Annotated in this window: 22 protein-coding genes and 2 tRNA genes; 10 read left to right on the top strand and 14 right to left on the bottom strand. The window is 68.3% G+C overall.

From position 1 onward, the window contains the following. Positions 1-121 precede the first annotated feature (121 nt). Entirely contained in the window at positions 122-1,276 is a 1,155-nt protein-coding gene (locus tag D8M39_RS00770; RefSeq protein WP_126874183.1) for an esterase family protein, read from the top strand. A 16-nt stretch (positions 1,277-1,292) separates the two neighbouring features. After that, the gene (locus D8M39_RS00765) at positions 1,293-1,985 is read left to right on the top strand and encodes a hypothetical protein (protein ID WP_055086144.1); all 693 of its coding nucleotides are present in this window, start codon (positions 1,293-1,295) and stop codon (positions 1,983-1,985) included. Between the two features lie 322 nt (positions 1,986-2,307). Here D8M39_RS00765 and D8M39_RS00760 read toward each other — a convergent pair whose 3' ends face one another. From D8M39_RS00760 to D8M39_RS00750, 3 genes are all read right to left on the bottom strand, one after another. Further along, positions 2,308-3,558 (bottom strand): MFS transporter, encoded by a 1,251-nt coding sequence (locus D8M39_RS00760; RefSeq protein WP_055086142.1) that lies wholly within the window; start codon positions 3,556-3,558, stop codon positions 2,308-2,310. A 465-nt stretch (positions 3,559-4,023) separates the two neighbouring features. Beyond that, positions 4,024-4,935: a rhomboid family intramembrane serine protease gene (locus D8M39_RS12860; protein WP_238693888.1), complete on the bottom strand. Its 912-nt coding sequence runs from the start codon at positions 4,933-4,935 to the stop codon at positions 4,024-4,026. A gap of 127 nt (positions 4,936-5,062) precedes the next feature. After that, positions 5,063-5,617: a peptidylprolyl isomerase gene (locus D8M39_RS00750; protein WP_174233399.1), complete on the bottom strand. Its 555-nt coding sequence runs from the start codon at positions 5,615-5,617 to the stop codon at positions 5,063-5,065. A gap of 161 nt (positions 5,618-5,778) precedes the next feature. Here D8M39_RS00750 and D8M39_RS00745 point away from each other — a divergent pair, with 161 nt between their 5' ends. After that, complete coding sequence (locus tag D8M39_RS00745; protein ID WP_055086138.1) at positions 5,779-6,693, top strand: hypothetical protein; 915 nt, start codon at positions 5,779-5,781, stop codon at positions 6,691-6,693. Between the two features lie 197 nt (positions 6,694-6,890). Here the strand turns inward: D8M39_RS00745 and D8M39_RS00740 are convergent, their stop codons facing one another. From D8M39_RS00740 to dnaA, 11 genes are all read right to left on the bottom strand, one after another. Continuing rightward, positions 6,891-8,186 carry an Nramp family divalent metal transporter gene (locus D8M39_RS00740; RefSeq protein ID WP_094393248.1) on the bottom strand — a complete coding sequence of 432 codons (1,296 nt, stop codon included), beginning with the start codon at positions 8,184-8,186 and terminating at the stop codon, positions 6,891-6,893. Positions 8,187-8,362: 176 nt separating this feature from the next. Next, positions 8,363-8,435, bottom strand: a tRNA-Ala gene (locus tag D8M39_RS00735). 52 nt (positions 8,436-8,487) lie between these two features. Beyond that, positions 8,488-8,610, bottom strand: coding sequence for a hypothetical protein (locus tag D8M39_RS13085; protein ID WP_256385958.1), 123 nt, complete (start codon positions 8,608-8,610; stop codon positions 8,488-8,490). Between the two features lie 51 nt (positions 8,611-8,661). Then, positions 8,662-8,735: transfer RNA gene (locus D8M39_RS00730), tRNA-Ile, on the bottom strand. 102 nt (positions 8,736-8,837) lie between these two features. After that, on the bottom strand, positions 8,838-9,350 hold the full coding sequence (locus D8M39_RS00725; protein WP_238693887.1) for a DUF3566 domain-containing protein: 513 nt from the start codon (positions 9,348-9,350) through the stop codon (positions 8,838-8,840). After that, a complete protein-coding gene (gene gyrA / locus D8M39_RS00720; RefSeq protein ID WP_126874182.1) occupies positions 9,347-12,118 on the bottom strand; it encodes a DNA gyrase subunit A in 2,772 nt (923 codons plus the stop codon). The genes D8M39_RS00725 and gyrA overlap by 4 nt, the downstream gene beginning before the upstream one ends. Before the next feature lie 93 nt (positions 12,119-12,211). Beyond that, entirely contained in the window at positions 12,212-14,278 is a 2,067-nt protein-coding gene (gyrB, locus tag D8M39_RS00715) for a DNA topoisomerase (ATP-hydrolyzing) subunit B (RefSeq protein WP_055086130.1), read from the bottom strand. Between the two features lie 373 nt (positions 14,279-14,651). Continuing rightward, entirely contained in the window at positions 14,652-15,245 is a 594-nt protein-coding gene (locus D8M39_RS00710) for a DUF721 domain-containing protein (RefSeq protein ID WP_055086128.1), read from the bottom strand. After that, positions 15,238-16,551, bottom strand: coding sequence for a DNA replication/repair protein RecF (gene recF / locus D8M39_RS00705; RefSeq protein ID WP_094393249.1), 1,314 nt, complete (start codon positions 16,549-16,551; stop codon positions 15,238-15,240). The genes D8M39_RS00710 and recF overlap by 8 nt, the downstream gene beginning before the upstream one ends. A gap of 4 nt (positions 16,552-16,555) precedes the next feature. Next, positions 16,556-17,680: a DNA polymerase III subunit beta gene (gene dnaN / locus D8M39_RS00700; protein WP_055086126.1), complete on the bottom strand. Its 1,125-nt coding sequence runs from the start codon at positions 17,678-17,680 to the stop codon at positions 16,556-16,558. 596 nt (positions 17,681-18,276) lie between these two features. After that, positions 18,277-19,917, bottom strand: coding sequence for a chromosomal replication initiator protein DnaA (dnaA, locus tag D8M39_RS00695; protein WP_055086125.1), 1,641 nt, complete (start codon positions 19,915-19,917; stop codon positions 18,277-18,279). Between the two features lie 468 nt (positions 19,918-20,385). On the opposite strand from dnaA, the gene rpmH reads away from it, so the two are divergent. The 7 genes from rpmH (at position 20,386) to D8M39_RS00660 (ending at position 24,781) form a co-directional block, all read left to right on the top strand. Continuing rightward, the gene (gene rpmH, locus D8M39_RS00690) at positions 20,386-20,523 is read left to right on the top strand and encodes a 50S ribosomal protein L34 (RefSeq protein ID WP_012399425.1); all 138 of its coding nucleotides are present in this window, start codon (positions 20,386-20,388) and stop codon (positions 20,521-20,523) included. 28 nt (positions 20,524-20,551) lie between these two features. After that, on the top strand, positions 20,552-20,893 hold the full coding sequence (gene rnpA / locus D8M39_RS00685) for a ribonuclease P protein component (protein ID WP_055086122.1): 342 nt from the start codon (positions 20,552-20,554) through the stop codon (positions 20,891-20,893). A gap of 67 nt (positions 20,894-20,960) precedes the next feature. Beyond that, a complete protein-coding gene (yidD, locus tag D8M39_RS00680) occupies positions 20,961-21,395 on the top strand; it encodes a membrane protein insertion efficiency factor YidD (RefSeq protein ID WP_371413717.1) in 435 nt (144 codons plus the stop codon). Next, positions 21,392-22,375 (top strand): membrane protein insertase YidC, encoded by a 984-nt coding sequence (yidC, locus tag D8M39_RS00675; RefSeq protein ID WP_055086120.1) that lies wholly within the window; start codon positions 21,392-21,394, stop codon positions 22,373-22,375. Before yidD ends, yidC begins: the two co-directional genes overlap by 4 nt. A gap of 13 nt (positions 22,376-22,388) precedes the next feature. Beyond that, positions 22,389-22,931 (top strand): R3H domain-containing nucleic acid-binding protein, encoded by a 543-nt coding sequence (locus D8M39_RS00670; protein ID WP_055086118.1) that lies wholly within the window; start codon positions 22,389-22,391, stop codon positions 22,929-22,931. Further along, positions 22,928-23,662: a 16S rRNA (guanine(527)-N(7))-methyltransferase RsmG gene (gene rsmG, locus D8M39_RS00665; RefSeq protein ID WP_126874181.1), complete on the top strand. Its 735-nt coding sequence runs from the start codon at positions 22,928-22,930 to the stop codon at positions 23,660-23,662. Before D8M39_RS00670 ends, rsmG begins: the two co-directional genes overlap by 4 nt. A gap of 264 nt (positions 23,663-23,926) precedes the next feature. Beyond that, positions 23,927-24,781, top strand: a complete 855-nt coding sequence (locus D8M39_RS00660; RefSeq protein WP_055086116.1) for a ParA family protein — start codon at positions 23,927-23,929, stop codon at positions 24,779-24,781. Positions 24,782-24,858 lie beyond the last annotated feature (77 nt).

Below are 24,858 nucleotides of genomic sequence, written 5' to 3'. Positions count from 1 at the left end.
CGGCCGGGTCGGTTGTCCCTATGCTGTGTGCCGAACCGGCACCGCTGAGTACGTCCTACGTCCGGCGGCTCGGCACTGCTGACAAGATACGTGGGAAACCACTGGAAACGAGCACTTCGCAATGGCGTTCTTCGAACTGAACGGGTGGCCCCTGTTCATCACGGTCACCGCGGTCGCGGTGGTGCTGGTGGCCGTCACCGTCCTGGTGCTGCCACGCCAGCGCCGCCCCGGGGTCCTCAAGTATGTCCTGCAGCTCGTGTGCCTGGTGCTCGTGTGCCTGCTGGTGCTCGCAGTCTGCTTCCTGAAGCTGAACATGGACAACCAGTGGTACTCCAGCTGGGGGGACCTGCTCTCCAGCGGCGGGGGCCCGGTGACCACCACGGACGCCGGGGCCGCCATGGTGGCCGTGAAGGCGGTCAAGGAGCTCCCGCACGCGGTCTACAGCACGGGACAGAGCCAGCCCACCCGCAACGCGTCCTTCGGTTCCCAGCTGGATCCCTCCAACACCTCGGGCCAGTGGGCCTACCTGAAGATCACAGGCAGGCAGTCCGGGATCACCGAGGACGCCACGGTGTGGCTGCCGCCCTCCTACATGCATGAGCCCCAGCGAACCTATCCGGTGATCACGGCGTTCACCGGCTTCCCGGGGGACGTGCGGACCTACACCCAGGCCATGGACATCGCCCACCACATCAAGGCGAACGTGGGCGACTCCACCCTGCGAGAGTCGATCGTCGTGATCCCGGACGTCTACCCCGGCAACAACGACACCGAGTGCGTGGACAGCACCCACGGCAAGTGGGAGACCTACGTGAGCACGGACGTCGTCTCCTGGATCCGCGGCAATCTGCGGGTCTCCACGGACCGGGACGCGTGGGCCACTCTGGGCTACAGCGCGGGCGGCTGGTGCTCCTCCATGTTCACCGTGCGCCACCCGGAGATCTGGTCCCGCAGCGTGAACCTCGCGGGATACTTCGCGCCCATGTACACCAGGGGCCAGGAGTGGAAGACGGCGAACCCCGCCTCGTACGACCTTGCGAAGGTCGTGGCGCGCGAGAAGCCAGACGTGGGCATCTGGTTCTTCTCGGGCGGCGAGGACTCGATCTCTGTGAAGGCGGTCCGCGGCTTTGAGGGCTCCGTCTCCGCGCCCACGGGGCTCTCCAGCAACATCTCGCAGACTGGAGGGCACCGCGTGGCCCTGTGGGAGGCCCAGCTGGACCCGGGGCTGACGTGGCTGGGCAAGACCTCCCCGGCCTTCGCACCGGTGGCGAGCTGACCGGCGGCCCGCGAATATGACCGTGTGGGAATACACCCTGACCGTCCTCGGAACCGCCGTGGCCGGCTTCGACCCAGCACCCATGGTGATCATGGCCGCGGCTCTCGGCGCCGGTGTCCGGCGCCGGCACATGGTGGGGTCCTCGTTGCTGCTGCTCGGTGGCACCGCGGCGTGGGGTCTGACCCTCACCCTGGTGATGGGCCCGCGGCTGCAGGAGGTCGACTGGTGGCACCTGATCCGGCAGGGCAGCATCTCCGCGAGGATCGAGCTCGGCCTCGCGGTCGTGGTCGGTGGCTACGCCGTGTGGCGGGCGCTCGCCCGCCGTCGTGCCCGTGGCGCACAGGCCCCCGAGAAGAAACCGGCCACCACTCTGTGGGCCCTCTACGCCACGGCGTGCGTCTTCGTGGCCATCGTGGTCCTCGATCTCCCGTTCGACGTCCACGTGGCGGTCGCCTCCGCGCGTCCGCTCACCTGGGCAGTCGTCGGATGGATCGTCTGGGCCCTGCTGAGCCAGCTGCCCCTGACCCTGCTCGTGGCGCTCACGGCGGTCGGCAGGCAGGAGCGTTTCTCCCGGATCATGCGCCGCGCGTGGGACACGGTCTCCCCGTGGGTGAACCTGCTCGTCACGTGGCTGCTCGCTCTCGCGGCGCTGCTGATGGCCCTGGACTCGGGCGCCTACCTGCTCGCGGGGCACTTCCTGGTCCGCTGAGCCACGTCACGACGACGCCGCCGCGCCGCCACCCTGCCTGGGGTCACCCCTGCGTACCGCCGCCCTCTGTCCGGCCAGCGGGCGCACGGCCACTATCCCTGCGGCCGCCCGGCGTGCGCTGGTCCGTCCCCCGGCGTGCCGCCGACCTTCGTCCAGCCAGGGCACACACGACCGCCGCCCCTACGACCACCCGGGGTCAGATCACCCGCCGTTCGGCGTGCGGAAGTCCGCCCTCCGGCCACCCGCCGTGCGGTAGCCCGCCCCTCCGGTCACCCGCCGCGCGGGACCACGGGGGCCGAGCGGCGTCGCCGTCCAAACCTGCTCAGACCGCTTGCTGCGAGGAGGTCACGGGAAAACCGGACTCCACGCGGCGCCGCCGGTCCCGCTTCTGCCGCTGGACGCCCGCCAGCGCCAGCAGCCCGCCCACGATCGACAGCGCGCACGCGACGAGCGCCGGGGAGCGGTAGCCGAACCCGGCCGAGATCACGGCGCCGCCGAGCAGCGCGCCGATCGAGTTGGCCACGTTGAACGCCGCGTGGTTCAGGGACGCACCCATCAGCTGCGCGCCGCGTGCGGCGGTGATCAGCCAGCTCTGGATGCTCGGCATGATGTAGGAGTTGACCAGGGACATCAGGAACCCCGCCACGAAGATCCCCACGGGCGAGCCGCCCAGCGCGCCCATCAGCAGCAGCACCACGGCGAGCGCCGGGAACCCCACGGCCATCGTGCGGCGGGCGCTGCGGTCGGCGCTGATGCCGCCCACGATGTTGCCGATCGTCATGCCCACGCCCACCACGGCCAGCAGCCACGGGATGGCACCCGCGGGCAGTCCCGCGAGCTCGCGGCCCATCTGGGAGAGGTAGCTGTAGATCGCGAAGAAGCCGCCGAAGCCCACACCGGCCACGCCCATGACGATCCAGACCTGGGGGAGGGTGAAGGCCTTCAGCTCACCGCGGCGGGTGGCACCGGGCAGCGGGGCCTGCCGCGGGACCGTCAGCCACAGGCCGATCACGGTCACGGCGAAGACCACGCTCACCACCCCGTACGCGGCGCGCCAGCCGTAGGCCTGGCCGATCGCCGTCATCACGGGCACGCCCACCACGTTGGCGACCGTGAGGCCCGACAGTGCCAGCGCCACACCCTTGGCCTGGTTGCCCGGGCCCATCACGGTGGCCGCGACGAGGGACGCGAGGCCGAAGTACGCCCCGTGGGGCAGTCCCGCGAGGAAGCGGATCACCAGCAGCCCCGCGAAGGACGGCGCGAGCGCGGAGGCCAGGCTGCCCGCCAGCAGGGCGGAGGCCATCACGAGCAGCATCACGGTGCGGGAGGACTTCGCCCCCAGGAAGGAGATCACGGGGGCACCCACCACCACGCCCACCGCGTACGCGCTCACGAGCCATCCGGCGTGGGCAATGCCGGTCTCGGGGGAGGATCCGTAGAGGTCGGGCAGGAGGTTCTGGGCGATCTGCGGGAGCAGGCCCATGGAGGCGAATTCCGTGCAGCCGATGCCGAAGCCGCCCAGTGCGAGGGCGAAGAGGGCGAGTCGGCGGCGGGCAGGAGTCAGCTGGGTCATGGAGACGCGGCCTTTCCGGGGTTCTCGAGGTGACCCGGGCGATCGGGACGCCGCGGGGATCGGGACTGGGCGCGCACTGAGGAAGGGGCTGAGCAGTGCACGCCGACCGGAGCCTGGGCCCTCCCGCGGCACTGCCGTGCCGGCTGGATGTCGGGGAGGGGTGGGTTCCGGGGTGCCGCGTCGTCGAGGCGTGCCTGGCCTGGGGCCTGAATCCATGGAACGCCCCCGCCGCACAGTTTATTCGCGCTCCCGCACACGAGTTGTGGATGTCACACGCGAACCCGGTTCTCCCCATGCGGTGCACGAAGGTTTTCCACAGGTGTGGAGAAGATTGTGCATATCTCGATTAACATGTGTGCGGATGAGGCCAGGACGCCCGGGATACCGCTGTCCACAGGGGTGTTCACAGCTGTGGAATTACAGGTGTGTAAGTTGTTAACAGGTGTGGACAACCCCTGTGGACAGTCAGGCGAGGGGGCTGCGCCGCAGCCCCGGGAGCATGGCGAGCGCCACGAGACCGCCCACCACCAGACCACCCACGTGGGCCTGCCAGGCGACGCCCCCCACCACGAAGCCGAAGACCAGGTTGATCACGATCAGCACCACGATCGGTGTCATGTCGCTCTTGAAGTGGCGCATGAACACGAACATCGCCCCGAAGAGTCCGAAGATGCCGCCCGAGGCACCGATCACGACCACCCACGGATCGCCCAGCAGCAGCACCCCCACCGAGCCGCCCAGCACCGAGAGCAGGAAGAGCACGAGCATGCGCCACGTGCCGAGCAGCGGCTCGAGCATCCGCCCGAAGAGGTACAGCGTGTACATGTTCAGCAGCAGGTGCAGCGGCGAGGGCATCGAGTGGAGGAAACCGCTCGTCAGCATCCGCCACGGCTCGTCCCAGGTCAGGGCTGGAACGTAGCCGAGCACCCTGACCAGGCTGTAGGGCGTCAGCAGCGCCACGAGCCACTGCGCACCCCAGACCCCCACGCAGATCCCGATGAGCCACCAGGTCACGGGCATCCCGGTACGACGACGCCGCGCCGGGGCCCCCACGGGGCGGCGCGGATCGTGGGGTCCCGGTGCCGCCACGCCCTGCGGACGCTGCACGCCATACGGGTTCTGCGCTCCGTACGGCTCGCCGTCGGCGCGGGGACCGGCAGCACCGTGGCCCGGGAGGTACTGGCCGTACTGCGGGGCGGGGACGGGCCCGCCGCCCGGCAGCTCGCCGTCGGGAGCGGAACCGGACGCCGGCGTCTCGTGCGGGACCCCACCGGAGGAGGCGCCACCCCAGGGGGTACGGTCAGCGGGCGTGGGCTCCTGGGGCGTGCCGTCGGCGGGCGTCTCGTCGCGGGGTTCGTCGGGTGAGTGTGGATTCATGTTTTCTCCGGCATGTTCACTGGTGGGAGCGGGGCTGCGGTGATCCTGCAGGCTGCGCAGGGGCCCGGGTACGCGTGAAGCCCACCCGGAGAACCGGGTGGGCTTCATGAGAGGGGGCGTGCGGGTCTCAGACCTCTTCCACGTCGATGGAGGTGATCACGCAGTCCTCCACGGGACGGTCCTGGCCGCCGGTGCGCACGTTGTTGAGCTCGTCCACGACCTTCTTGGAGGCGTCGTCCGCGACCTCGCCGAAGATGGTGTGCTTGCCCTGCAGCCACGTGGTGGGCGCGGTGGTGATGAAGAACTGCGACCCGTTGGTGCCGCGGCCGTTGCGGGTGCCCGCGTTGGCCATGGCCAGCATGTAGGGGGCGTTGAAGTTCAGTTCCGGGCTGATCTCGTCGTCGAAGTTGTAGCCCGGGCCGCCGATGCCCTGACCCAGCGGATCGCCGCCCTGGATCATGAAGTCCTTGATGATGCGGTGGAAGACGACGTCCTTGTAGAGGGGGCCGTTCTGCTTCTCACCGGTGCGGGGATCGGCCCACTCCTGGGTTCCGTCCGAGAGACCGACGAAGTTCTTGACCGTCTTGGGCGCATGGTTGCCGAAGAGTTCCACCACGATGTCCCCGTGGTTGGTGTGGATGGTGGCCTTGTGCGTGGCGATAGCGGAAGTCATGCCTGTCATTGTGGCACGGGGCCCGGGACGGCGGCAGAGCGGGCCGACGTTGTTCAGCGCACAGTGAAAAGCGGCCTGAACCCCTGTTTTCCCCGGGAATTCCAGGGTTCGCAGAACGTATGCTGAGAGAGGAGATGTGCAGAATCATCACCTCTAGGAGGGACACAGACATGAGCTTGTTCAAGAGCAAGGCCCAGAAGCAGGCCAAGGCCGCCAACAAGGCCGCGGAGTCCAAGGTCGTCAACGCCGGGGACTGGCTCTCCAGCGAGATCGGCGAGCTCGGCGAGAAGCTGCAGCACGGTGTGCAGGCCGGCGCGTCCGCTCTCGCGAGCGGCGTCGAGGCCACCGGCCCGTACGTCCAGGACGGACTCGGCCGCGCCCAGGAGCTCGGTGAGGACGTCAAGCACCGCAGCGACAAGGCGAAGGCCGCGGGTGCAGCTGCTGCCGCCCCCCTGGCCGCCAAGGCCGCCAAGAAGACCGCGCACGGCCGTGCCGCCGCCCAGGAGAAGTACTCCGGCGCCGTCGCCGCCCTGGCCTCCAAGGTCGCGGACGCGGACACCTCGGACCAGTTCGACGCCCTCGTGGCGAAGCTGACCGGCGACAAGAAGACCGTCAAGCGCATCCAGAAGGCCGCGAAGAACTCCGCCAAGGAGTACGCCAAGCAGCAGAAGAAGGCGCAGGGCGGCCACAAGGGCCTCCTGTTCCTCGGCCTGCTCGTGGCCGGCGGCGTGGCCGGTGCGGCAGCGTGGCGCGCCTCCCGTCCGGTCCAGGACCCCTGGAAGACCCCCGCGACCGCGTCCCCGCGCGTCTCGGCCTCGCCCGTCAACACCAACTCCACCGTGGCCGCCGGCGCCGGTGTGAAGGTGGACGACGTCAAGGATCCGTCCTCCCCCGTCCACAAGGAGGGCACTGCGTCGCAGGCGGCCCACCGCGCCACGGACAGCGTGAAGTCCGTGGCGGAGGACGCCAAGCAGACCGTCAACGAGGTCAAGGAGCAGATCAAGGGCTCCGGCAGCGACGACACCAAGCTGGGCTCTCCCGACAACAACTCCAAGCACGATCCGAAGCAGGGCCCCAAGCACTGAGGCCCCTGAAGCACCGCTTCCGGTGCTGCTGACCACGAACGCCGTGCTCCTCGCTCGAGGGGCGCGGCGTTCGTCGTCCTCCAGCGGGGTGTACAGGAAGGCGGCACCCCCGCCCACACCAGGGCACGCCGGGGCCCCCTCCGCGATCCTCCGAACCGCGGCGGGGGCCCTCTCAGGTCAGTGCCGGATCGCGGACGTCAGGAGAAGATGTCTGTGATGGTGTCGTAGGTCTGGTACACACCCAGGACGATGAACAGGATGGCGCACACCACGAGCACGGCGTTGGTCCACATCCCGTTGCGCCAGCGCTTGGGCGTGCGCGAGGTGTTGAGCAGTCCCAGCAGCGTGATTGCCAGGAACGGCATGAACAGCGCGCCCAGCACCCCGTAGAGCAGGATCAGGAACACGGGGCGGTCGAGGATCAGCAGCAGCATGGGCGGGAACGTGAGCCACAGCAGGTAGAACTTGAAGTACTTTCCACCGTTGCGGGTGTCCGGGTGGCCGCTGGGCTTGTGGCGGATGTTGCCCCAGTAGTCCGCGAACATCAGGGACACACCGGACCACACCCCCACCACGGAGGAGAAGGACGCCGCCCAGAAGCCCACGAGGAACGTCACTCCGATCACGTCCCCGTAGCGCGCCCGCAGCACCTTGTCGAGGTCCAGCAGCCCCTTGTCACCGGCGCCGATCGCGTAGCCGGCGGAGTAGAGTACCTCCGCTCCCACGACCAGCATGGCGAGCACGAAGATGCCCGTGACCACGTACGCCACGGTGTTATCCAGTTGCATGACGCGCATCCAGCGCGGCTGGTGCCAGCCCTTCTCCCGCAGCCAGTAGCCGTATGCCGCCAGGGTGATGGTTCCGCCCACGCCGCCTGCCAGGGCCAGCGTGTAGACCACGCCCCCCTGCGGGATCACGGGGATCAGACCCGTGATCATCTGGGGGATGTTGGGCAGTGTGATGATCGCCAGGCCCACCATGACCAGGAACATGATCCCCACCATGGCCGCGGTGATCTTCTCCACGAACGCGTAGCGCCCTGCCCACACGATGCCGAAGCCGAGCAGACCCATGAGGATCGCCCACGCCCACAGTGGCAGCACGGGGAAGAGCGCGGCGAGGGGCAGCGCGGAGGAGGACATGGCCGTTGCTCCGTACACGAAGCCCCAAATGAGGATGTACGGGCCGAAGTACCACGTGGTCCAGCGTCCGAGCGACCGCCAGCCCTCGAAGATCGTGCGACCGCTGGCCAGCGAGTAGCGCCCCGCGCCCTCCACGAGCACGATCTTCATGATGGTGCCCACCACCACGGCCCACAGCAGGGTGTAGCCGTAGCGCGAGCCGGCGGTCAGGGTGGCCACCATGTCGGCAGCCCCCACACCCGTGGCAGCCACGACGAGACCCGGACCGATCAGCCGCCACCGCTGGATGGTCTCCAGGCGTTCGTGGGGGTCCACCGACGGCAGGGGCTGCAGGGGGGTCTTCTCGCGCATACGGCTACTCCACACGTCCGGGGTATGAGGGGTGTCACAACGTCGACCCAAGTCTGTCACGGCGGCTCTCCCCCGCCCTGCACCGGGCTCCGCGTGACACACGCGTGCCTCGCCCCCACGTGGGAACGACCAGAGGCCGCATCCCCGACGGGATGCGGCCTCTGGTCTGTGTGCCGTGGAGCCTAGGAGATTCGAACTCCTGACATCTGCCTTGCAAAGGCAGCGCTCTACCAACTGAGCTAAGGCCCCGTATTCGATTGTGGTGCGCCGCGGACGCGCGGAACACCTGCGACCGTGGGACTCAGTCCACGGGATCCACGGCCGAATTCCACGCCTCACGCCTGGCTTCTGCGTCCCGCCAGGACTTCACCGCGGCCACCGAGAGTCCGGCAACGGCGATCAGTGCTGCGATACGAGCCTTCATGGGGAACCTTCCGAACGAGAACATCTCGCGGTTGGTGGGGAATTCGAGGGGTGGGCGTACCAGGAATTGAACCTGGGACCTCTTCGTTATCAGCGAAGCGCTCTAACCGTCTGAGCTATACGCCCTCAGCGTGTGCCAGCAGAACACTGTCTGCCTGGCCACGCCAAGACTTTACCGGAGGTTGCTCCCCCGCACCAAATCCCTCGGTGCAGGGGCCCGACCGGAGCTCAGTCGTCCGTGAGCGTGACCCCGATGCCGCCGATCAGCGACGCCGCGATGTTGTAGAGCAGCGCGGCGAGCACCGAGAGCACGGACAGCAGGATCACATTGGCCACCGAGATCACCGTGGCGAACAGGGCCACGTTGCCGAGCGAGAGGAACTTCTTGATGTCTGTGCCGCCAGCGTTGCCGCCGAGCATGGAGAGCATCTCGTTGATCCCGTCGAACAGCCCGGTCAGGTTCAGCACGATCCACAGCACCAGGGACGCCACGACCGTGATGATGCCCAGGGCCACGGAGAGCAGGAACGCCAGTTTGAGCACGGACCACGTGTCCACCTTGGAGACCACCAGGCGGGCGCGGCGCACCTTTGCCCGTGGTGCCGGCCGCACGAGACCCTTGCCGCCCTTGCCACCCTGCTGGGCCGGGGTCTTCCTGCTGCCGCTCTGCTGGGCGGCGGGCTTCTTGGGGGAAGAAGCCTTCACGGTCTGACCCGCCTTCGAGGCCGAGATCGCGCTCATGCGTCACCTCCGTTGTCGTTGTCCTCCAACGCTACTGCATCCGCATCGTCCGCCGGGTCACCAGCGTCCTCGACGATCACGACGTCGACCTCCTCGGAGACGGCCTCTCCCTCGCCGCCCCGGATCGCATCCTTCTCGACCGTGGACTCGGTGCGCGCGAACGGATCGACCGCCGTGGCGGCCGCGACGTCCTCGTGCCCGGCCTCCTCGACGCCCTCCTCGGCCACTTCCTTCTCGATCTCGCGCTCCGCGTTGCGGGCCACACCCACGATGGTGTCGTTGGCACCGGGCTTCGCGAAGATCACCCCCATGGTGTCGCGGCCCCGGGACGGCACCTCGCTGACGTTGGAGCGCACCACCTTGCCGCTCTCCATGACCACGAGCACCTCGTCGTTCTCGCCCACGATCAGACCGCCCACCAGGCCACCACGGACCTCGGCGAGCTTGGCGACCTTGATGCCCAGGCCGCCGCGGCCCTGGACGCGGTACTCCTGCACCTCGGTGCGCTTGGCGTAGCCGCCCTCGGTCACCACGAACACGTGCGAGTCGTCCGTGACCACGTTGGCCGAGAGCAGCTCGTCGCCGGAACGGAACTTCATGCCCGTCACACCGGACGTCGCGCGGCCCATGGGGCGCAGGGCGTCGTCGTCGGCCGTGAAGCGCAAGGACTGGCCGTGGCGCGAGATCAGCATGATGTCGTCGTCCGTGTTCACGAGCATGGCCGAGACCAGCTCGTCGCCCTCGCGCAGGTTGATGGCGATCACGCCGGCGGAACGGTTGGTGTCGTAGTCCGTGAGACGGGACTTCTTGACCAGCCCGCTGCGGGTGGCGAGCACCAGGTACGGGGCGTCCTGGTAGGAGTGCAGCTCCATGACCTTGGCAATGCGCTCGTCCGGCTGGAACTCCATGAGGTTCGCCACGTGCTGGCCCTTGGCGTCACGCCCGGCCTCCACGAACTCGTACGCCTTGACCCGGTATACCCGCCCCAGGGTGGTGAAGAACAGGATCCAGTTGTGGGTGTTCGTCACGAAGAAGTGCTCCACGACGTCGTCACCGCGCAGCTGGGCACCCTTGATGCCCCGGCCGCCGCGGTGCTGCGCGCGGTACTCGTCCGCGCGGGTGCGCTTGACGTAGCCGTCGCGGGTGATGGTGACCACCACCTGCTGCTGCGGAATGAGGTCCTCCATGGAGACGTCCCCGTCGAAGCCGTAGAGCACCTCCGTGCGGCGGTCGTCCCCGTAGCGCTCCACGATCTCCCCGAGCTCCTCGGAGATGATCTCGCGCTGACGATCCTCGGACGCAATGATCGCCTCGTACTCGTCAATCAGCCGCTGCAGCTCCGCGTGGCGGTCCTGGATCTTCTGACGCTCCAGGGCGGCCAGTCGGCGCAACTGCATGTTCAGGATCGCCTGGGCCTGAGCCTCGTCGATGCCGAGCAGCTCCATCAGCCCGGAGCGCGCCTCCTCCACGGTGGGCGAGCGGCGGATCAGGGCGATCACCTCGTCCAGGGCGTCCAGGGCCTTGAGCAGGCCCAGCAGGATGTGCGCCTCCTCCTGCGCCTGCTTGAGGCGGAACCGGGTGCGCCGCACGATGACTTCCATCTGATGGGCCACCCAGTGGAACACGAAGGCGTCCAGGGACAGCGTGCGTGGCACCCCGTCCACGAGCGCGAGCATGTTCGCGGAGAAGTTCTCCTGCAGCTGCGTGTGCTTGTAGAGGTTGTTGAGCACCACCTTGGGCACGGCGTCCCGCTTGAGCACGATCACCAGGCGCTGACCGGTGCGCCCCGAAGTCTCGTCCCGCATGTCCGCGATGCCCTGGATCTTGCCGTCCTTGACGAGGTCGGCGATCTTGATCGCCAGGTTGTCCGGGTTGACCTGGTACGGCAGCTCCGTGACCACCAGGCAGGTGCGGTTGTTGAGCTCCTCCACGCTGACCACCGCGCGCTGGGTGATCGAGCCGCGGCCGGTGCGGTACGCCTGCTCGATGCCCTTGTGCCCGAGGATCTGGGCGCCGGACGGGAAGTCCGGGCCCTTGACGCGCCTGATGAGCTCCTCCAGCAGGGTCTCGCGGTCCACGTCCGGGTTCTGCAGGTACCACTGGACGCCGTCCGCGACCTCCCGCAGGTTGTGCGGGGGGATGTTGGTGGCCATGCCCACCGCGATACCCGAGGAGCCGTTGACCAGCAGGTTGGGGAAGCGCGCCGGCAGCACGGTGGGCTCCTGCTGCTTGCCGTCGTAGTTGTCCTGGAAGTCCGCGGTGTCCTCGTGGATGTCCCGGACCATCTCCATGGCCAGCGGCGCCATCTTGGTCTCGGTGTACCGCGGTGCCGCGGCGCCGTCGTTGCCCGGGGAGCCGAAGTTGCCCTGCCCCAGCGCGAGCGGGTAGCGCATGATCCAGCCCTGGATCAGGCGCACCAGGGCGTCGTAGATCGCGGAGTCGCCGTGGGGGTGGTAGTTGCCCATGACGTCGCCGACGACGCGCGCGCACTTGTTGAACGAGCGCTCCGGGCGGTAGCCGCCGTCGTACATCGTGTAGATCACGCGGCGGTGCACCGGCTTGAGGCCGTCCCGCACGTCCGGCAGCGCCCGGCCCACGATCACGGCCATCGCGTAGTCCAGGTAGGAGCGCTGCATCTCCGTCTGCAGGTCGATCTGCTCCACTCGGTCTCCAGCGGTCTCGACCTCCCCGGTCCCGACCTCCGTGATGACCTCGGGGGTGTTCTCCGGCTCCACGGGACCGTTGCCGTCCTGCGTCTCGTCACTCATGCGTTGCTGTATCCGTTTCGTCTTGGCCTTCACGGCCCACTGCTGTACATGCCGGAGGGGGAATGTCCGGCGATCACCGTGTGCGGGGACGGACTAGATGTCCAGGAACCGGATGTCCTTGGCATTGCGCTGGATGAACTCTCGGCGGGACTCCACGTCCTCGCCCATCAGCACGGAGAACACCTGGTCCGCAGCCGCGGCGTCGTCCATGGTGACCTGGCGCAGGGTGCGGTGCGCCGGGTCCATGGTGGTCTCCCACAGCTCCGTGTAGTCCATCTCGCCGAGGCCCTTGTAGCGCTGGATGCCGTTGTCCTTGGGCAGACGGCGGTTCTCCGCCAGGCCCTTGGCCAGAGCGGCGTCCCGCTCCGCGTCCGAGAACACGTAGTCGTGCGCGGCGTTGGACCACTTGATCCGGTAGAGGGGCGGCTGCGCGAGGTACACGTAGCCGTGCTCGATCAGCGGACGCATGAAGCGGAACAGCAGAGTGAGCAGCAGCGTGGTGATGTGCTGGCCGTCCACGTCCGCGTCGGCCATGAGCACGATCTTGTGGTACCGGGCCTTCTCAATGTCGAAGTCGTCCCCGATCCCCGCGCCGAACGCGGTGATCATGGACTGCACCTCCGCGTTGGACAGCGCCCGGTCCAGGCGCGCGCGCTCCACGTTCAGGATCTTCCCGCGCAGCGGCAGGATCGCCTGGTGGGCCGGGTCGCGGCCCTGCACCGCGGAACCACCGGCGGAGTCGCCCTCCACGATGTAGATCTCCGAGAGCGTGGGGTCCTTGGACGAGCAGTCCTTGAGCTTGCCGGGCATGCCGCCCGATTCCAGCAGGCCCTTGCGCCGGGTGGTCTCGCGGGCCTTGCGGGCCGCGAGCCGCGCCTGGGAGGCGTAGATGGCCTTGCGGATGATGTCCTTGGCCGGGTTGGGGTTGCGTTCCAACCATGCTCCGAACAGGTCGAACATCTCACGCTGCACGAAGGTCTTGGCCTCCGAGTTGCCCAGTTTGGTCTTGGTCTGGCCCTCGAACTGCGGCTCGGCGAGCTTGATGGAGATCACCGCGGTGAGCCCCTCGCGGACGTCCTCACCCGTGAGGTTGTCGTCCTTGTCGCGCAGCATCTTGTTCTCCCGCGCGTAGCGGTTGATCAGGGTGGTCAGCGCGGTGCGGAACCCCTCTTCGTGGGTGCCGCCTTCGTGGGTGTTGATGGTGTTGGCGTAGGTGTGCACGGACTCGTTGAACGCCGTGGTCCACTGCATCGCCAGCTCGAGCGACATCTTCTTCTCGGGGTCGTCCACCTCGAGCGAGATGACGTCCTCGTGGATCAGCTCCGCCTTCTTCGACGAGTTCAGGAACGTCACGTAGTCCAGCAGGCCGTCCTCGTAGCAGTAGACCACCTGGCGGGCGCCCGAGATGGCAGCAGCCGCCTCGTCCGCACCGATCGTGCCGCCGTCCTGGCCCTCGAGGGGGCCGGTGACGTCCGCGGGGGCGTCACCGGCGATCTCGTCGCCGGTCTCCTCCGTGGCCCGCTCGTCCGTGAGGCTGATCCGCAGGCCCTTGTTCAGGAACGCCATCTGCTGGAAGCGGGCGCGCAGGGTCTCGAAGTCGAAGTCGACGGTCTCGAAGATCTCGGGATCCGGGTAGAAGACCTGTGTGGTGCCAGTCTCCTGCGTCTGTTCCCCGCGCGCCAGCTCGCCCTGGGGGTGCCCGCCGTTGGCAAAACTCATGCGCCACACGTAACCCTGGCGGCGCACCTCTGTCTCCACGAGACGGGACAGGGCGTTGACCACGGAGATGCCGACGCCGTGCAGGCCGCCCGAGACCGCGTACCCGCCGCCGCCGAACTTGCCGCCGGCGTGCAGGATGGTCATCACGACCTCCACCGTGGGTCTGCCCTCGGTGGGGTGCATGTCCACCGGGATGCCGCGGCCGTTGTCGGAGACGCGCACCCCGCCGTCCGACTGCAGCGTGATCTCGATGTTGTCGCAGTACCCGGCGAGCGCCTCGTCCACGGAGTTGTCGACCACCTCGTAGACCAGGTGGTGCAGGCCCCTGGGACCAGTGGAGCCGATGTACATCCCGGGGCGTTTCCTGACCGCCTCGAGGCCTTCCAGAACGGTGATGTCGCTCGCGCCGTACTCGTGCTCTAGGGGATCCTCTGTAGCCACGGGGTTTCCGGTCCTCCTGCGTATTGGATGTCGACCACCGCCCGCCCACATGAGTGCAGCCGACGAGGCGGCTCGCGGCTCATCGGCTGGCGGGACGAAGATCTGTGACTCCACATTCTACCGGATGACGCGCTGCACGGCCCGCAGACGCTCCGGAACCCCGCGCCGCAGGGTGGAGCCATTTTCGGGGTGCGGACCGGCTCGCGGGATTCTGGCCAGTTTTTGGGCCGATCCGTGAGCCGCGTCTCGCGGATCGGACGTGCTCGCGTCCGCAGCTGGCGGGCGCTGACGCTGGTGCCCGGGTACTGGCTCCCGTGTGCCGGGTGGTGGCTCCTGGGCCCCAGGGTCGAGACGGCGGGTCCCGAGCCGCCGGCTATCCGTAGGTGTCCCGCGGCCCGCGCCCCTGCACGCGCCACCGCCCGCGCTTCCAGCTCGGTCCCACGGGCCCGTGGATCTCCAGTCGCGTGACGATCCCCTCCCCGAGCTTGTCCGCGAAGTTCGCGAGGATCGCGGACTGCATCAGGCGCAGCTGCGTGGCGTACGCGGTGGAGTCGCAGCGCACCCGCACCACCGTGTCCTCGAAGTGCTCCGGCCACGAGTGCTCGGCGTTGCGCGTGCCCACCAGGGACGGCCAGTCAGCGAGCACCGTGCTCACGTTCACGGGCGTCTTCCACCCCCGGTGGGTCATCAGGGTGTCCACGACCGAGGATAGCGACCTGGGGTCCCGCGCGGATTTTCCGGGGCCGGAGAATCCGCCCAGCTGGCGCGGATCCGTACCGAACCGGGTGGACCTGCGCAGGGCCGGAGACCCCGTGCCCTCCTCCATCGCCGTGCCGAAGGCCCGCATGTTCTTGGCCGCGGCGGCCTTGGACAGCGGCATGTCCCCGCGGTCCTGGGCGGCCTTGCGGGCGCGCTGCAGCGCCACGGCGGCGGCGTCCACCACGTCCCGGTGCGTGGGTTCAGCCACCCTCGGCTCCCCCGTTCGCGCTCTGCGCACCGCCAGGTCCGGGCCCGCTGCTGTCGCCGTCGTCGTGGCGGTCCCGGTTGTCCTCACCGTTCCCGCCTTCGTCGTCCTGGGTGTCCCGGACGGTCTCGGACGACGACGACGCGTCGCCACGCACGGCGACCGAGCCCGGTTCGACGTCCACCACGGTGTGGGTGTGCTCGAGCAGCGCGCTCGGCAGGTCCTCGTCCACGGCCGCGGTGACGAGCACCTGCTCGGCCTGCCCCACGAGCTCGGCCAGGCGGCGTCGTCGTCGGGCGTCGAGCTCGGCGAAGACGTCGTCCAGGATCAGGACCGGCGCCGAGCCACGGCCGGGATCGTCCGCGAGGTGGACGTACCACGAGCCGAGACGCAGGGCGAGGGCCGTTGACCAGGTCTCGCCGTGGGACGCGTAGCCCTTGGCGGGGGTCTCACCCAGGCGGATCAGCAGGTCGTCGCGGTGCGGGCCCACAAGGGTCAGGCCTCGCTCGCGCTCCTGGCGCTCCATGCGCTCGAACGCCTGCATCATCAGGTCGTAGAGGTCCGCCACGGAGAAGTGCGCAAGCGCCCGCTGGTCCGCGCCCGGGGCCACGGAGGAGCTCTCGTAGCCGAGCGAGACGTGCTTGGGGCCGTCGGTGAGCTGCTGGTAGGCGCGGTCCACCTCGGGCTCAAGTGCCTCCAGCAGCTGCAGGCGGGCGCCCATCACGGCCGCGCCGGCACGCGCCAGCTGGTCGTTCCACACCGCGAGGGTGGCACGGTCCGACTCGTCGAAGCCGCGCCGGCCGCGGGTGGACTTCAGCAGGGCGTTGCGCTGCTTCAGTGCTCGCTCGTAGTCGGAGCGGGCCGCGGCGAGCACCGGCCGCATGGCTGTGGCGAGGTCGTCCAGGAAGCGCCGCCGGTGCGAGGGATCGCCCTTGACCAGGGTCAGGTCCTCCGGGGAGAAGAGCACCGTGTGCAGCGTGCCGAGCGCCTCGCGCGCACGGACGGGTGCCGCCCTGTTGATCCGGACCCTGTTGGCGCGTGCCGCGTTGAGCTCGTACTCGAGCACCGTGCGCTGCCCGGCCCTGTCCACGCGGGTGCGGATCACCGCCCGTTCCGAACCGGTGGCGATCAGCGGGCCGTTGCCCGAGACCCGGTGCGATCCGAGCGTGGCCGCCCAGTCCACGGCCTCCACGATGTTGGTCTTCCCCACGCCGTTGGGCCCCACGAACACCGTGAGCCCCGGGGCCAGCGGGAGGTCGAGGGCGTGGTAGGTGCGGAAGTCCAGGAGCGAGAGGTGGTCTACGAACACACGATCACTGGTTGGGCAGTCGAACCGGCATGAGCAGGTACTTGTACGTGACGTCGTCCTCGCCCTCGGAGTCGCCCTGGGCCGAGAGCACCGCGGGCTTGGGCGGAGCGGTGAAGGAGAACCGGACGTACGCGGAGTCGAAGGCGTGCAGGCCCTCGGAGAGGTACGTGGGGTTGAACGCCACGGTGATGTCGTCCCCGTTGAGCTGCGCGTCGAGGACTTCCGAGGCCTGGGCGTCCTCTCCGGTGCCGGCGTCCAGCGCCACCTGTCCCTCGCTGAAGGCCAGGCGCACCGGGGTGTTCCGCTCCGCCACGAGGGAGACGCGACGCACCGCCTCCACGAGCTCGGAGGTGCGCACGACCGCGGTGATGGGGGTGTTCTCCGGGAAGAGCGAGCGGATCTTGGGGTACTCGCCGTCGATCAGCAGGCTCGTGGTGCGCCGGCCGCCGGACTCGAAGCCCACGAGTTCGGTGTTCTCCGCCAGCGCGATGTTGACGTCCCCGGAGGAGCCGAGGGTCTTGGCGATGTCGTTGAGCGTCTTGGCTTTGATCAGGGCGGCCGTGGAGATGGTGGGGTCCGAGGGGCGCCAGGTGAGCTCCCGCATGGCCAGGCGGTAGCGGTCCGTGGCGAGCAGCGTCATCTTCTCGCCCTCGATCTCCACGCGGATGCCGGTGAGGATCGGCAGGGTGTCGTCCTTCGACGCCGCGATGTTCACCTGTGCCACGGCGTGGGCGAACTCGTCTCCTGCCACCACACCGGAGAGCTCCGGCAGTCCCGGCAGCTGGGGGTAGTCCTCCACCGGCATGGCCGCGAGGTTGAACTTGGAGGACCGGCAGGTGAGCGTGACCTTCCCGCCTTCTGCCTCGAGCTGCACGGGTGCGGAGGGAAGGGAACGGCAGATGTCCGCGAGCAGCCGGCCGGAGACCAGGGTGGTCCCCTCCTCGATGACGTCCGCGCTGATGGTCAGGCGGGCGGAGATCTCGTAGTCGAAGCTCGCGATGGACAGCGATCCGTTCTCCGCCTTGATCAGCAGGCCGGAGAGCACCGGAACGGGCGGGCGAGGGGACAGCGAACGAGCAGTCCAGGTGACTGCTTCGGCCAGTACGTCGCGCTCGACGGAGAACTTCACGGAGGGCCCCTCTTTTGCCGGAGAACAGAAGTGTCGTGCCTGCATCGTATCGGGCGGGGCGGACAGGCATCGACCTGCAGTGGGTCTCTGGAGTGCGCACCGCACGGCGGGGTCTGAGGATTCGTGTAATTACAGAGATCCCGGGGCTCGTCCGGGCGTGGGGAGGCCAGGATTTTTGTTATTCGGTGGATCTTTTCTTAAAGGGTAGAAGTGTTAACAACCCCTGTGGACTCTGTGGATAACCGCCTGCATCGCAACGGATCCGCGGGTCGAGGGTGTTGATCCGCTGTGGATGGATCGAGGCCTGGCTGTGGTCGGGGAGTGCAGAACTTCCGCGTGATTCCGGGGATTCCACAGCCTCGCCCACCGATTCCAACGAGTTGTCCACGGCTGGGCCCCGGTTGTCCACAGATTTTTCCACACTGCCCCTCTGACGGCTGTTCACAGGGCGCCCACACACCCGTCGATCGGTGTGGAGAACGGCTTCCGGGCCCAGTGTCCACACGGGCCGAGCCTGTGGATGAACTACAGAAAAAGGGGATCCCCGGAACCGAGTCCGGGGATCCCCTCCTGCCGAGCGGGTGCGGTGGCCGGTGTCAGCCCTCGCGCGACTGCTGCTTGATGCGGTTGGTCAGCTCGGTCACCTGGTCGAAGATCTGGCGCCGCTCCGCCATCAGCGTGCGGATCTTGCGGTCCGCGTGCATGACCGTGGTGTGGTCCCGCCCGCCCAGCTCCTGGCCGATCTTCGGCAGCGACATGTCCGTGAGCTCCCGCAGCAGGTACATGGCGATCTGCCGGGCCGTCACGAGCGTGCGGGTGCGGGACTTGGACTTCAGCTCGTCCAGCGTGATGTTGAAGAACGCCGCGGTCTGCCCGAGGATCGAGGCCGCCGTGATCTCCTGGCCGCCGTCGTCCGTGATGAGGTCCTTGAGCACGAGCTCCGCCAGCGGCAGGTCCACCGGCTGCTTGTTCAGTGAGGCGAACGCCGTAACGCGGATCAGGGCGCCCTCGAGCTCACGGATGTTGGTGGAGATGTGCGAGGCGATGTACTCCATCACGTCGTCAGGGGCGTCCATCCCCTCGCTGATGGCCTTCTTGCGCAGGATCGCGATGCGCGTCTCGAGCTCGGGCGGCTGGACGTCCGTGATCAGACCCCACTCGAAGCGGGAACGCATCCGTTCCGCGAAGCCCGTGAGCTGCTTCGGGGGCATGTCGCTCGTGATCACGATCTGCTTCTCGTGGTTGTGCAGCGCGTTGAAGGTGTGGAAGAACTCCTCCTGGGTGTGCTCCTTGCCCGCGAGGAACTGGATGTCGTCGATCAGCAGCAGGTCCACGTTGCGGTAGATGCCCTTGAAGGAGGAGCCCTCGTCGTCCCGGATGGAGTTGATGAAGTCGTTGGTGAACTCCTCGGAGTTCACGTACCGCACGCGCAGCTTCGGGTAGAGCCGCTTGGCGTAGTGGCCGATCGCGTGCAGGAGGTGGGTCTTCCCGAGCCCCGACTCCCCGTATATGAACAGCGGGTTATATGCCTTGGCCGGAGTCTCGGCCACCGCGAAGGCCGCGGCGTGGGCGAAGCGGTTGGACTGCCCGATCACGAAGGAGTCGAACACGTACTTCGGGTTCAGTCGGGCGGAGCTGTCCCACTCCGAGTCCGCGGGGCTCGTGTCCGAGCCGCTGCCCGTGCTCAGGACTTCGGCCGGCTGACGGAGCGGCGGTGCGGCCTGGGGATCGCGACGCGGCGGGAGGTCCCCGGCGTCCGCCACGGCGTCGGCGAAGGCGTCGGCCGCGGCACCGGAGAGGCCGGGTGCTGCGTCGGGGGCAGTGGAGTGGTCCGTGTGTCCGGGGTGGAAGGCACCCGGTGCGCGCTCGGCCTCCACCTCGTTGAGCGAGGGCATGGCGGTGTCGGAGGTGCGGGCGTCCGAGACGCGCGCGTCGGTCGCGGGGCGGGCCGGGCGCGGCTGCACCTCGAGCTCTGGGTCCACCACGAAGGCCACGAGGGTGTCCTCCCCGAAGACCTGGCTGACGGTCGCGTCCAGGACCTCGGACATGGGCCGGTGCTGCAGGAACTCACGGGTGACCTCGCTCGGCACCGCCATCAGCAGGGTGGTCCCCATGAGTCCGCGCGGCTCGCACACGGCGATGTTGCCGCGGCCGCGGCCGGTGACCTGGGGGTTCTCGTTCATGATGCGGACGCACTCTGCCCACTGCTCGGGCAAGGTCTGGTTGTCCTGCTGCATGAACGACTCCTGACGTGAGGGACCGGAACGCTCCAGTTTTCCACAGAGTTGTACACAGCGGTGGATAAACCTCGTGGGGGGCGGCCGCGAACCTCAGCCTAGAGCATCGTTCCCGCCTGTACCTAGCCCGAGCACGGGGATGTGCGTAACTACAATCGTGTAGTTCTGGCATGGGGATAACTCCCATGAGACGCCCGTCCGAACATGGTTTTCCACATGCCTGGGGAGGGCGGTGTGCACAGCTGTGGAGAGCTGGCACCACCGGGGCGCAGTCGTCCATCGGCACCGGACCGCGCCCCGAGGGCGTTGGTGCCATTTGACCGGCGTGTCGCCATTGACTAGTGTGGATCAGTCTTGTGCGTGTAGCATCGCGATTTCTGCGTGCCCGCACGCCCTCATGTACGTACCGCGTGCGCCCCTGCGATCCGTCGCGGTGGCACACCGTTGTCCAACCTCGTGGAGTGACTAATGCCCAAGCGGACTTTCCAGCCGAACAACCGCCGCCGCGCCCGCAAGCACGGCTTCCGTGCTCGCATGCGCACCCGTGCCGGCCGCGCCATCATCGGTGCTCGCCGCAGCAAGGGCCGCGCCAGCCTGTCGGCCTGAGACCCGATCGACCCGCGAGGTTCGCATCATGCTGCCCACCCGGCACCGGATGCGGACCTCGGCGCAGTTTTCAGCCACCGTACGTTCCGGCGCCCGCAGCGGCCGCCGGAACGTCGTCGTATCCGTACGGCTGAACACCGGGGAGGACACCCGTGTGGGGTTCGTCGTCTCCAAGGCGGTCGGCAACGCCGTGATCCGCAACAAGGTCAAGCGCCGCCTGCGTGAGCTCACGGCGCAGACCGTCCGAGAGCACCCCCGGGACCTCGCCGTCGTCGTGCGGGCTCTTCCGGCCGCAGCGGGGGCGAGCTGGCAGGAACTGGGGCGGGACTACGCCGCGGCGTTCGACGGCGCCGTGCGCCGGAAGCGGTGAGCGCGCCGTCGGCCCGGACAGCCATGCCGTACCGTTGCCAGCAGACTGTGGAGAAGGAGGCACGCGCGTGACGTCACCGCTGACTCCTGAGCAGATCCTGGCCCGCGCGCCCCACGAGTACAACGTGCCCGGCGGCGTGGCGCAGGCGGTCCTGCGTGCGCCCCAGAACCTGTGCATCGCGCTGCTCAAGCTCTACCGCACCATCGTCTCCCCGCTCTACGGGGACGTGTGCCGCTACTTCCCCTCCTGCTCGGCCTACGCACTGGAGGCGTTCACGCGCCACGGGGCCGTGCGAGGACTGGGACTGACCGTCTCCCGGCTGCTGCGCTGCCACCCGTGGGCGGCCGGCGGGATCGACAGGGTGCCGTCGGGCGGCCGGGAGTTCGCCTCCCTGGCCGAGACCCCGAAAATCGTACTGCTCAACCACCCGAACCTCGTGCGGGACTACGTGCACGACTGGCCGGCCCGCCACCACGCGGCTCAAGGAGCTAACGCTCGATGAACTTCTTCGACATCATCCTCTTGCCCTTCAAATGGATCGTCTCCGCGGTCCTGTGGGTCTTCCACGAACTGTTCACCATGATCGGGCTGGACCCCACGTCGGGAATCACCTGGGTGCTGTGCATCGTGGGTCTGACCCTGGTGATGCGCACCCTGACGATCCCGCTGTTCCTCAAGCAGATCAAGTCCATGCGCGGCATGCAGGAGCTCCAGCCGGAGATGGCCAAGCTGCAGGCCAAGTACAAGGGCAAGAAGGACCAGCTCTCCCGCCAGGCCATGGCGGAGGAGCAGATGGCCCTGTACAAGGAGCACGGCTCCAACCCCTTCGCGGCGTGCCTGCCCATCATCGTGCAGATGCCCATCTTCTTCGCGCTCTTCCAGGTGCTGCGCTCCGTCCCTGCCGCCGCGCAGAACAACGAGGCCATCCACCTGCTCACGCCGGAGATGGTGCACCAGTTCAACGAGTCCACGATCTTCGGTGCTCCCCTGTTCTCCACGCTGATGCAGCCGGGCAACGGCAACCACACGGCCACCATCATCCTGGCCCTGGTGATGATCGTGGCCATGAGCGCTACTCAGTTCTTCACGCAGCGCCAGCTGACCGCGCGCAACATGAGCGACTCCGCGAAGGAGTCCCCCATGTACCGCCAGCAGCAGATGATGCTCTACCTGTTCCCCCTGATCTTCGCGATCGGCGGCATCAACTTCCCGCTGGGTGTGCTGATCTACTGGACGGTCTCCAACCTGTGGTCCATGGGCCAGCAGTGGTGGGTCATCCGCAACAACCCCACCAAGGGGTCGCAGGCGGAGCGCGAGCTCAACGAGCGCCGTGCCGCGAAGGGTCTGCCGCCCGTCGGCATGACCAAGCAGCAGCACGAGGAGAAGCTCGCGGAGCAGCGTGAGCGCGCGGCGGCGGGCCAGCGCCAGCAGCCGGTCTCCAAGAAGCGGCAGAAGCAGCAGACCAAGAAAAACAACGGCTGAGAGGTCGCCTCCCATGAACGAGATGGACAACCCTCTGGACTCCGAGGAGCAGACGCCCTCCGAGGACGCGCAGGACTCGACGCTGTCCCCCCTCGAAGAGGAGGGCGAGATCGCCGCGGACTACATCGAGGAGCTGCTCGACACCGCGGACATCGACGGTGACATCGACATCGAGGTGCGCGACGGCCGCACGTACGTCTCCGTGGTCTCGGAGGACGGCGACGACTCCGAGCTGCGCGCGCTCGTGGGCGAGGACGGAGAGACGCTCGAGGCCCTGCAGGAGCTCGCGCGGCTGTCCGTGCTCAGCTCCACGCAGCGACGCAGCCGGCTGATCCTGGACATTGCAGGACACCGCGACGAGCGCGCCACCGAGCTGCGCGAGCTGGCCGAGGACGCCGTCTCCCGTGTCCAGGGCGGGGAGTCGAGCGTCCACCTGCCCCCGCTGTCCCCGTACGAGCGCAAGCTCGTGCACGACGCCGTGGCGGAGGCCGGGCTCGTCTCGGAGTCCGAGGGCGACGGCGCCGGGCGGCACATCGTGGTCTCGGCGGGCGAATGAGCGCCTCCGGTCCTGCCTCGCACGCCACTCCCGGTGGGTCCCGTCCGGAGGACGACGCCGCCGCGGTCCAGCGTCCGCGTGCCGTACCGGACCCCCAGCCGGCACCTGAGCTCGGGGCACTCGAGGGGGCTGCCCGCGAGATCTTCGGGGACCGCCTGGAGCTCGCGCGGCGCTACACGGAGCACCTCGCGTCCTCGGGGATCGTCCGTGGTCTGATCGGCCCCCGTGAGGCACCCCGGCTGTGGGAACGGCACGTGCTCAACTGCGCCGTGGTGCAGGAGCTCATCGCCCCGGACGCGCGCGTGGTGGACGTGGGGTCAGGAGCCGGTCTGCCCGGCCTCTGCCTGGCGATCGCACGGCCTGACCTGTCGATCACGCTCGTGGAGCCGCTGGAGCGCCGCGTGACCTGGTTGGGGGAGGTCATCGCGGACCTCGGACTGGAGAACGTAGGTGTCCTGCGCGCCCGGGCCGAGCAGGCCAAGGCCGAGCTGGGGCCGGTAGACGTGGTGACGGCCCGGGCCGTCTCTGCCCTCGTGGGGCTGGTGGACATCACGCTGCCCCTGCTAAAGGGCAGAGGAGAGCTCCTGGCGCTGAAGGGGCGCACGGCGGAGGAGGAGCTACAGAAGGCGTCCAAGAAGCTCAAACGCTTCGGCGTGCGCTCCTCGGAGGTCCTCACCGTGGGTGCGGACGTCCTCGCGGAACCCACCACGGTGGTCCGGCTGGTGCTGTGAAGACCCCGCCCTGACAGGCGGGGATGTCGATAAGCTACGGGAAGCAGCGCAGCAGCCACGAAAGGGACAGTCGACATGACCACTGCGGATCATTCCGATCAGGGACGCACGCGCGGGCACGACTTCGGACTCCCGCCGGATCCGGTTTCTCAAACGAAGAAGGTTGTCCCTGACCGCGGTAAGCATGTTTCACGTGAAACAGGCGGTCCGGTGGGGCTGACGGCACAAGACGCGGTGGCGGATACCGCCCTGGGGAGGAAACTCGTGGAAGAGAACAAGCGCCGCGACAAGCTCAAGAACGTCCAGCTGGATCGACCCGAGAGCACTCGGTACATCACCATCAGCAACCAGAAGGGCGGGGTGGGCAAGACCAGTACCTCCGTGAACCTGGCGGTGGCACTGGCCGAGCAGGGGCAGAACGTCCTGGTGGTGGACAACGACCCCCAGGGCAACGCGTCCACCGCGCTGGGCATCCCCCACGGCTCGGACGCGGACTCGGTCTACGACATCCTCATCGACGAGGTCCCCGTGGCGGACGTGGTCAAGCAGTCTCCCGAGTCCACGAGTCTGTGGGTGCTGCCCGCCACCATCGATCTCGCGGGGGCTGAGATCGAGCTCGTCTCGGTGGTTGCTCGTGAGCAGCGGCTGCAGCGCGCGCTGGCCGAGTACGCCACGGCACGCGAGGAAGCAGGGCTCCCCCGTCTGGACTACGTGTTCATCGACTGCCCGCCGAGCCTGGGCCTCCTGACCATCAACGCGTTCGTGGCGGCCACTGAGGTCCTCATCCCCATCCAGTGCGAGTACTACGCACTCGAGGGGCTCAGCCAGCTGCTCAACAACATCAAGATGATCCAGAAGCACCTGAACCCCCAGCTCACGGTGTCCAACATCCTCCTGACCATGTACGACGGACGCACCAACCTCGCGTCCCAGGTGGCCGACGAGGTGCGCCAGCACTTCCCCGACGAGGTCATGGAGACCATGATCCCGCGCTCCGTACGCATCTCCGAGGCGCCCAGCTACCAGCAGAGCGTCATCACCTACGATCCGAGTTCCACGGGTGCACTGTCCTACCTCGAGGCAGCGGCGGAACTGGCGTCCAGGGCCCCCACGCGGTGAAGTGGCCCGCGGGTTGGTGAACCGTCCCGCGATTGGGGACTTTCTGTAGAGGCCGCGATGTTTCACGTGAAACATCG

The organism is Kocuria sp. HSID17590, from assembly GCF_003989485.1.
GTDB lineage: Bacteria > Actinomycetota > Actinomycetes > Actinomycetales > Micrococcaceae > Kocuria > Kocuria salsicia.
Note: the sequence above shows the minus strand (reverse complement) of the source record. Positions and strands in the feature narration are given on the sequence as shown.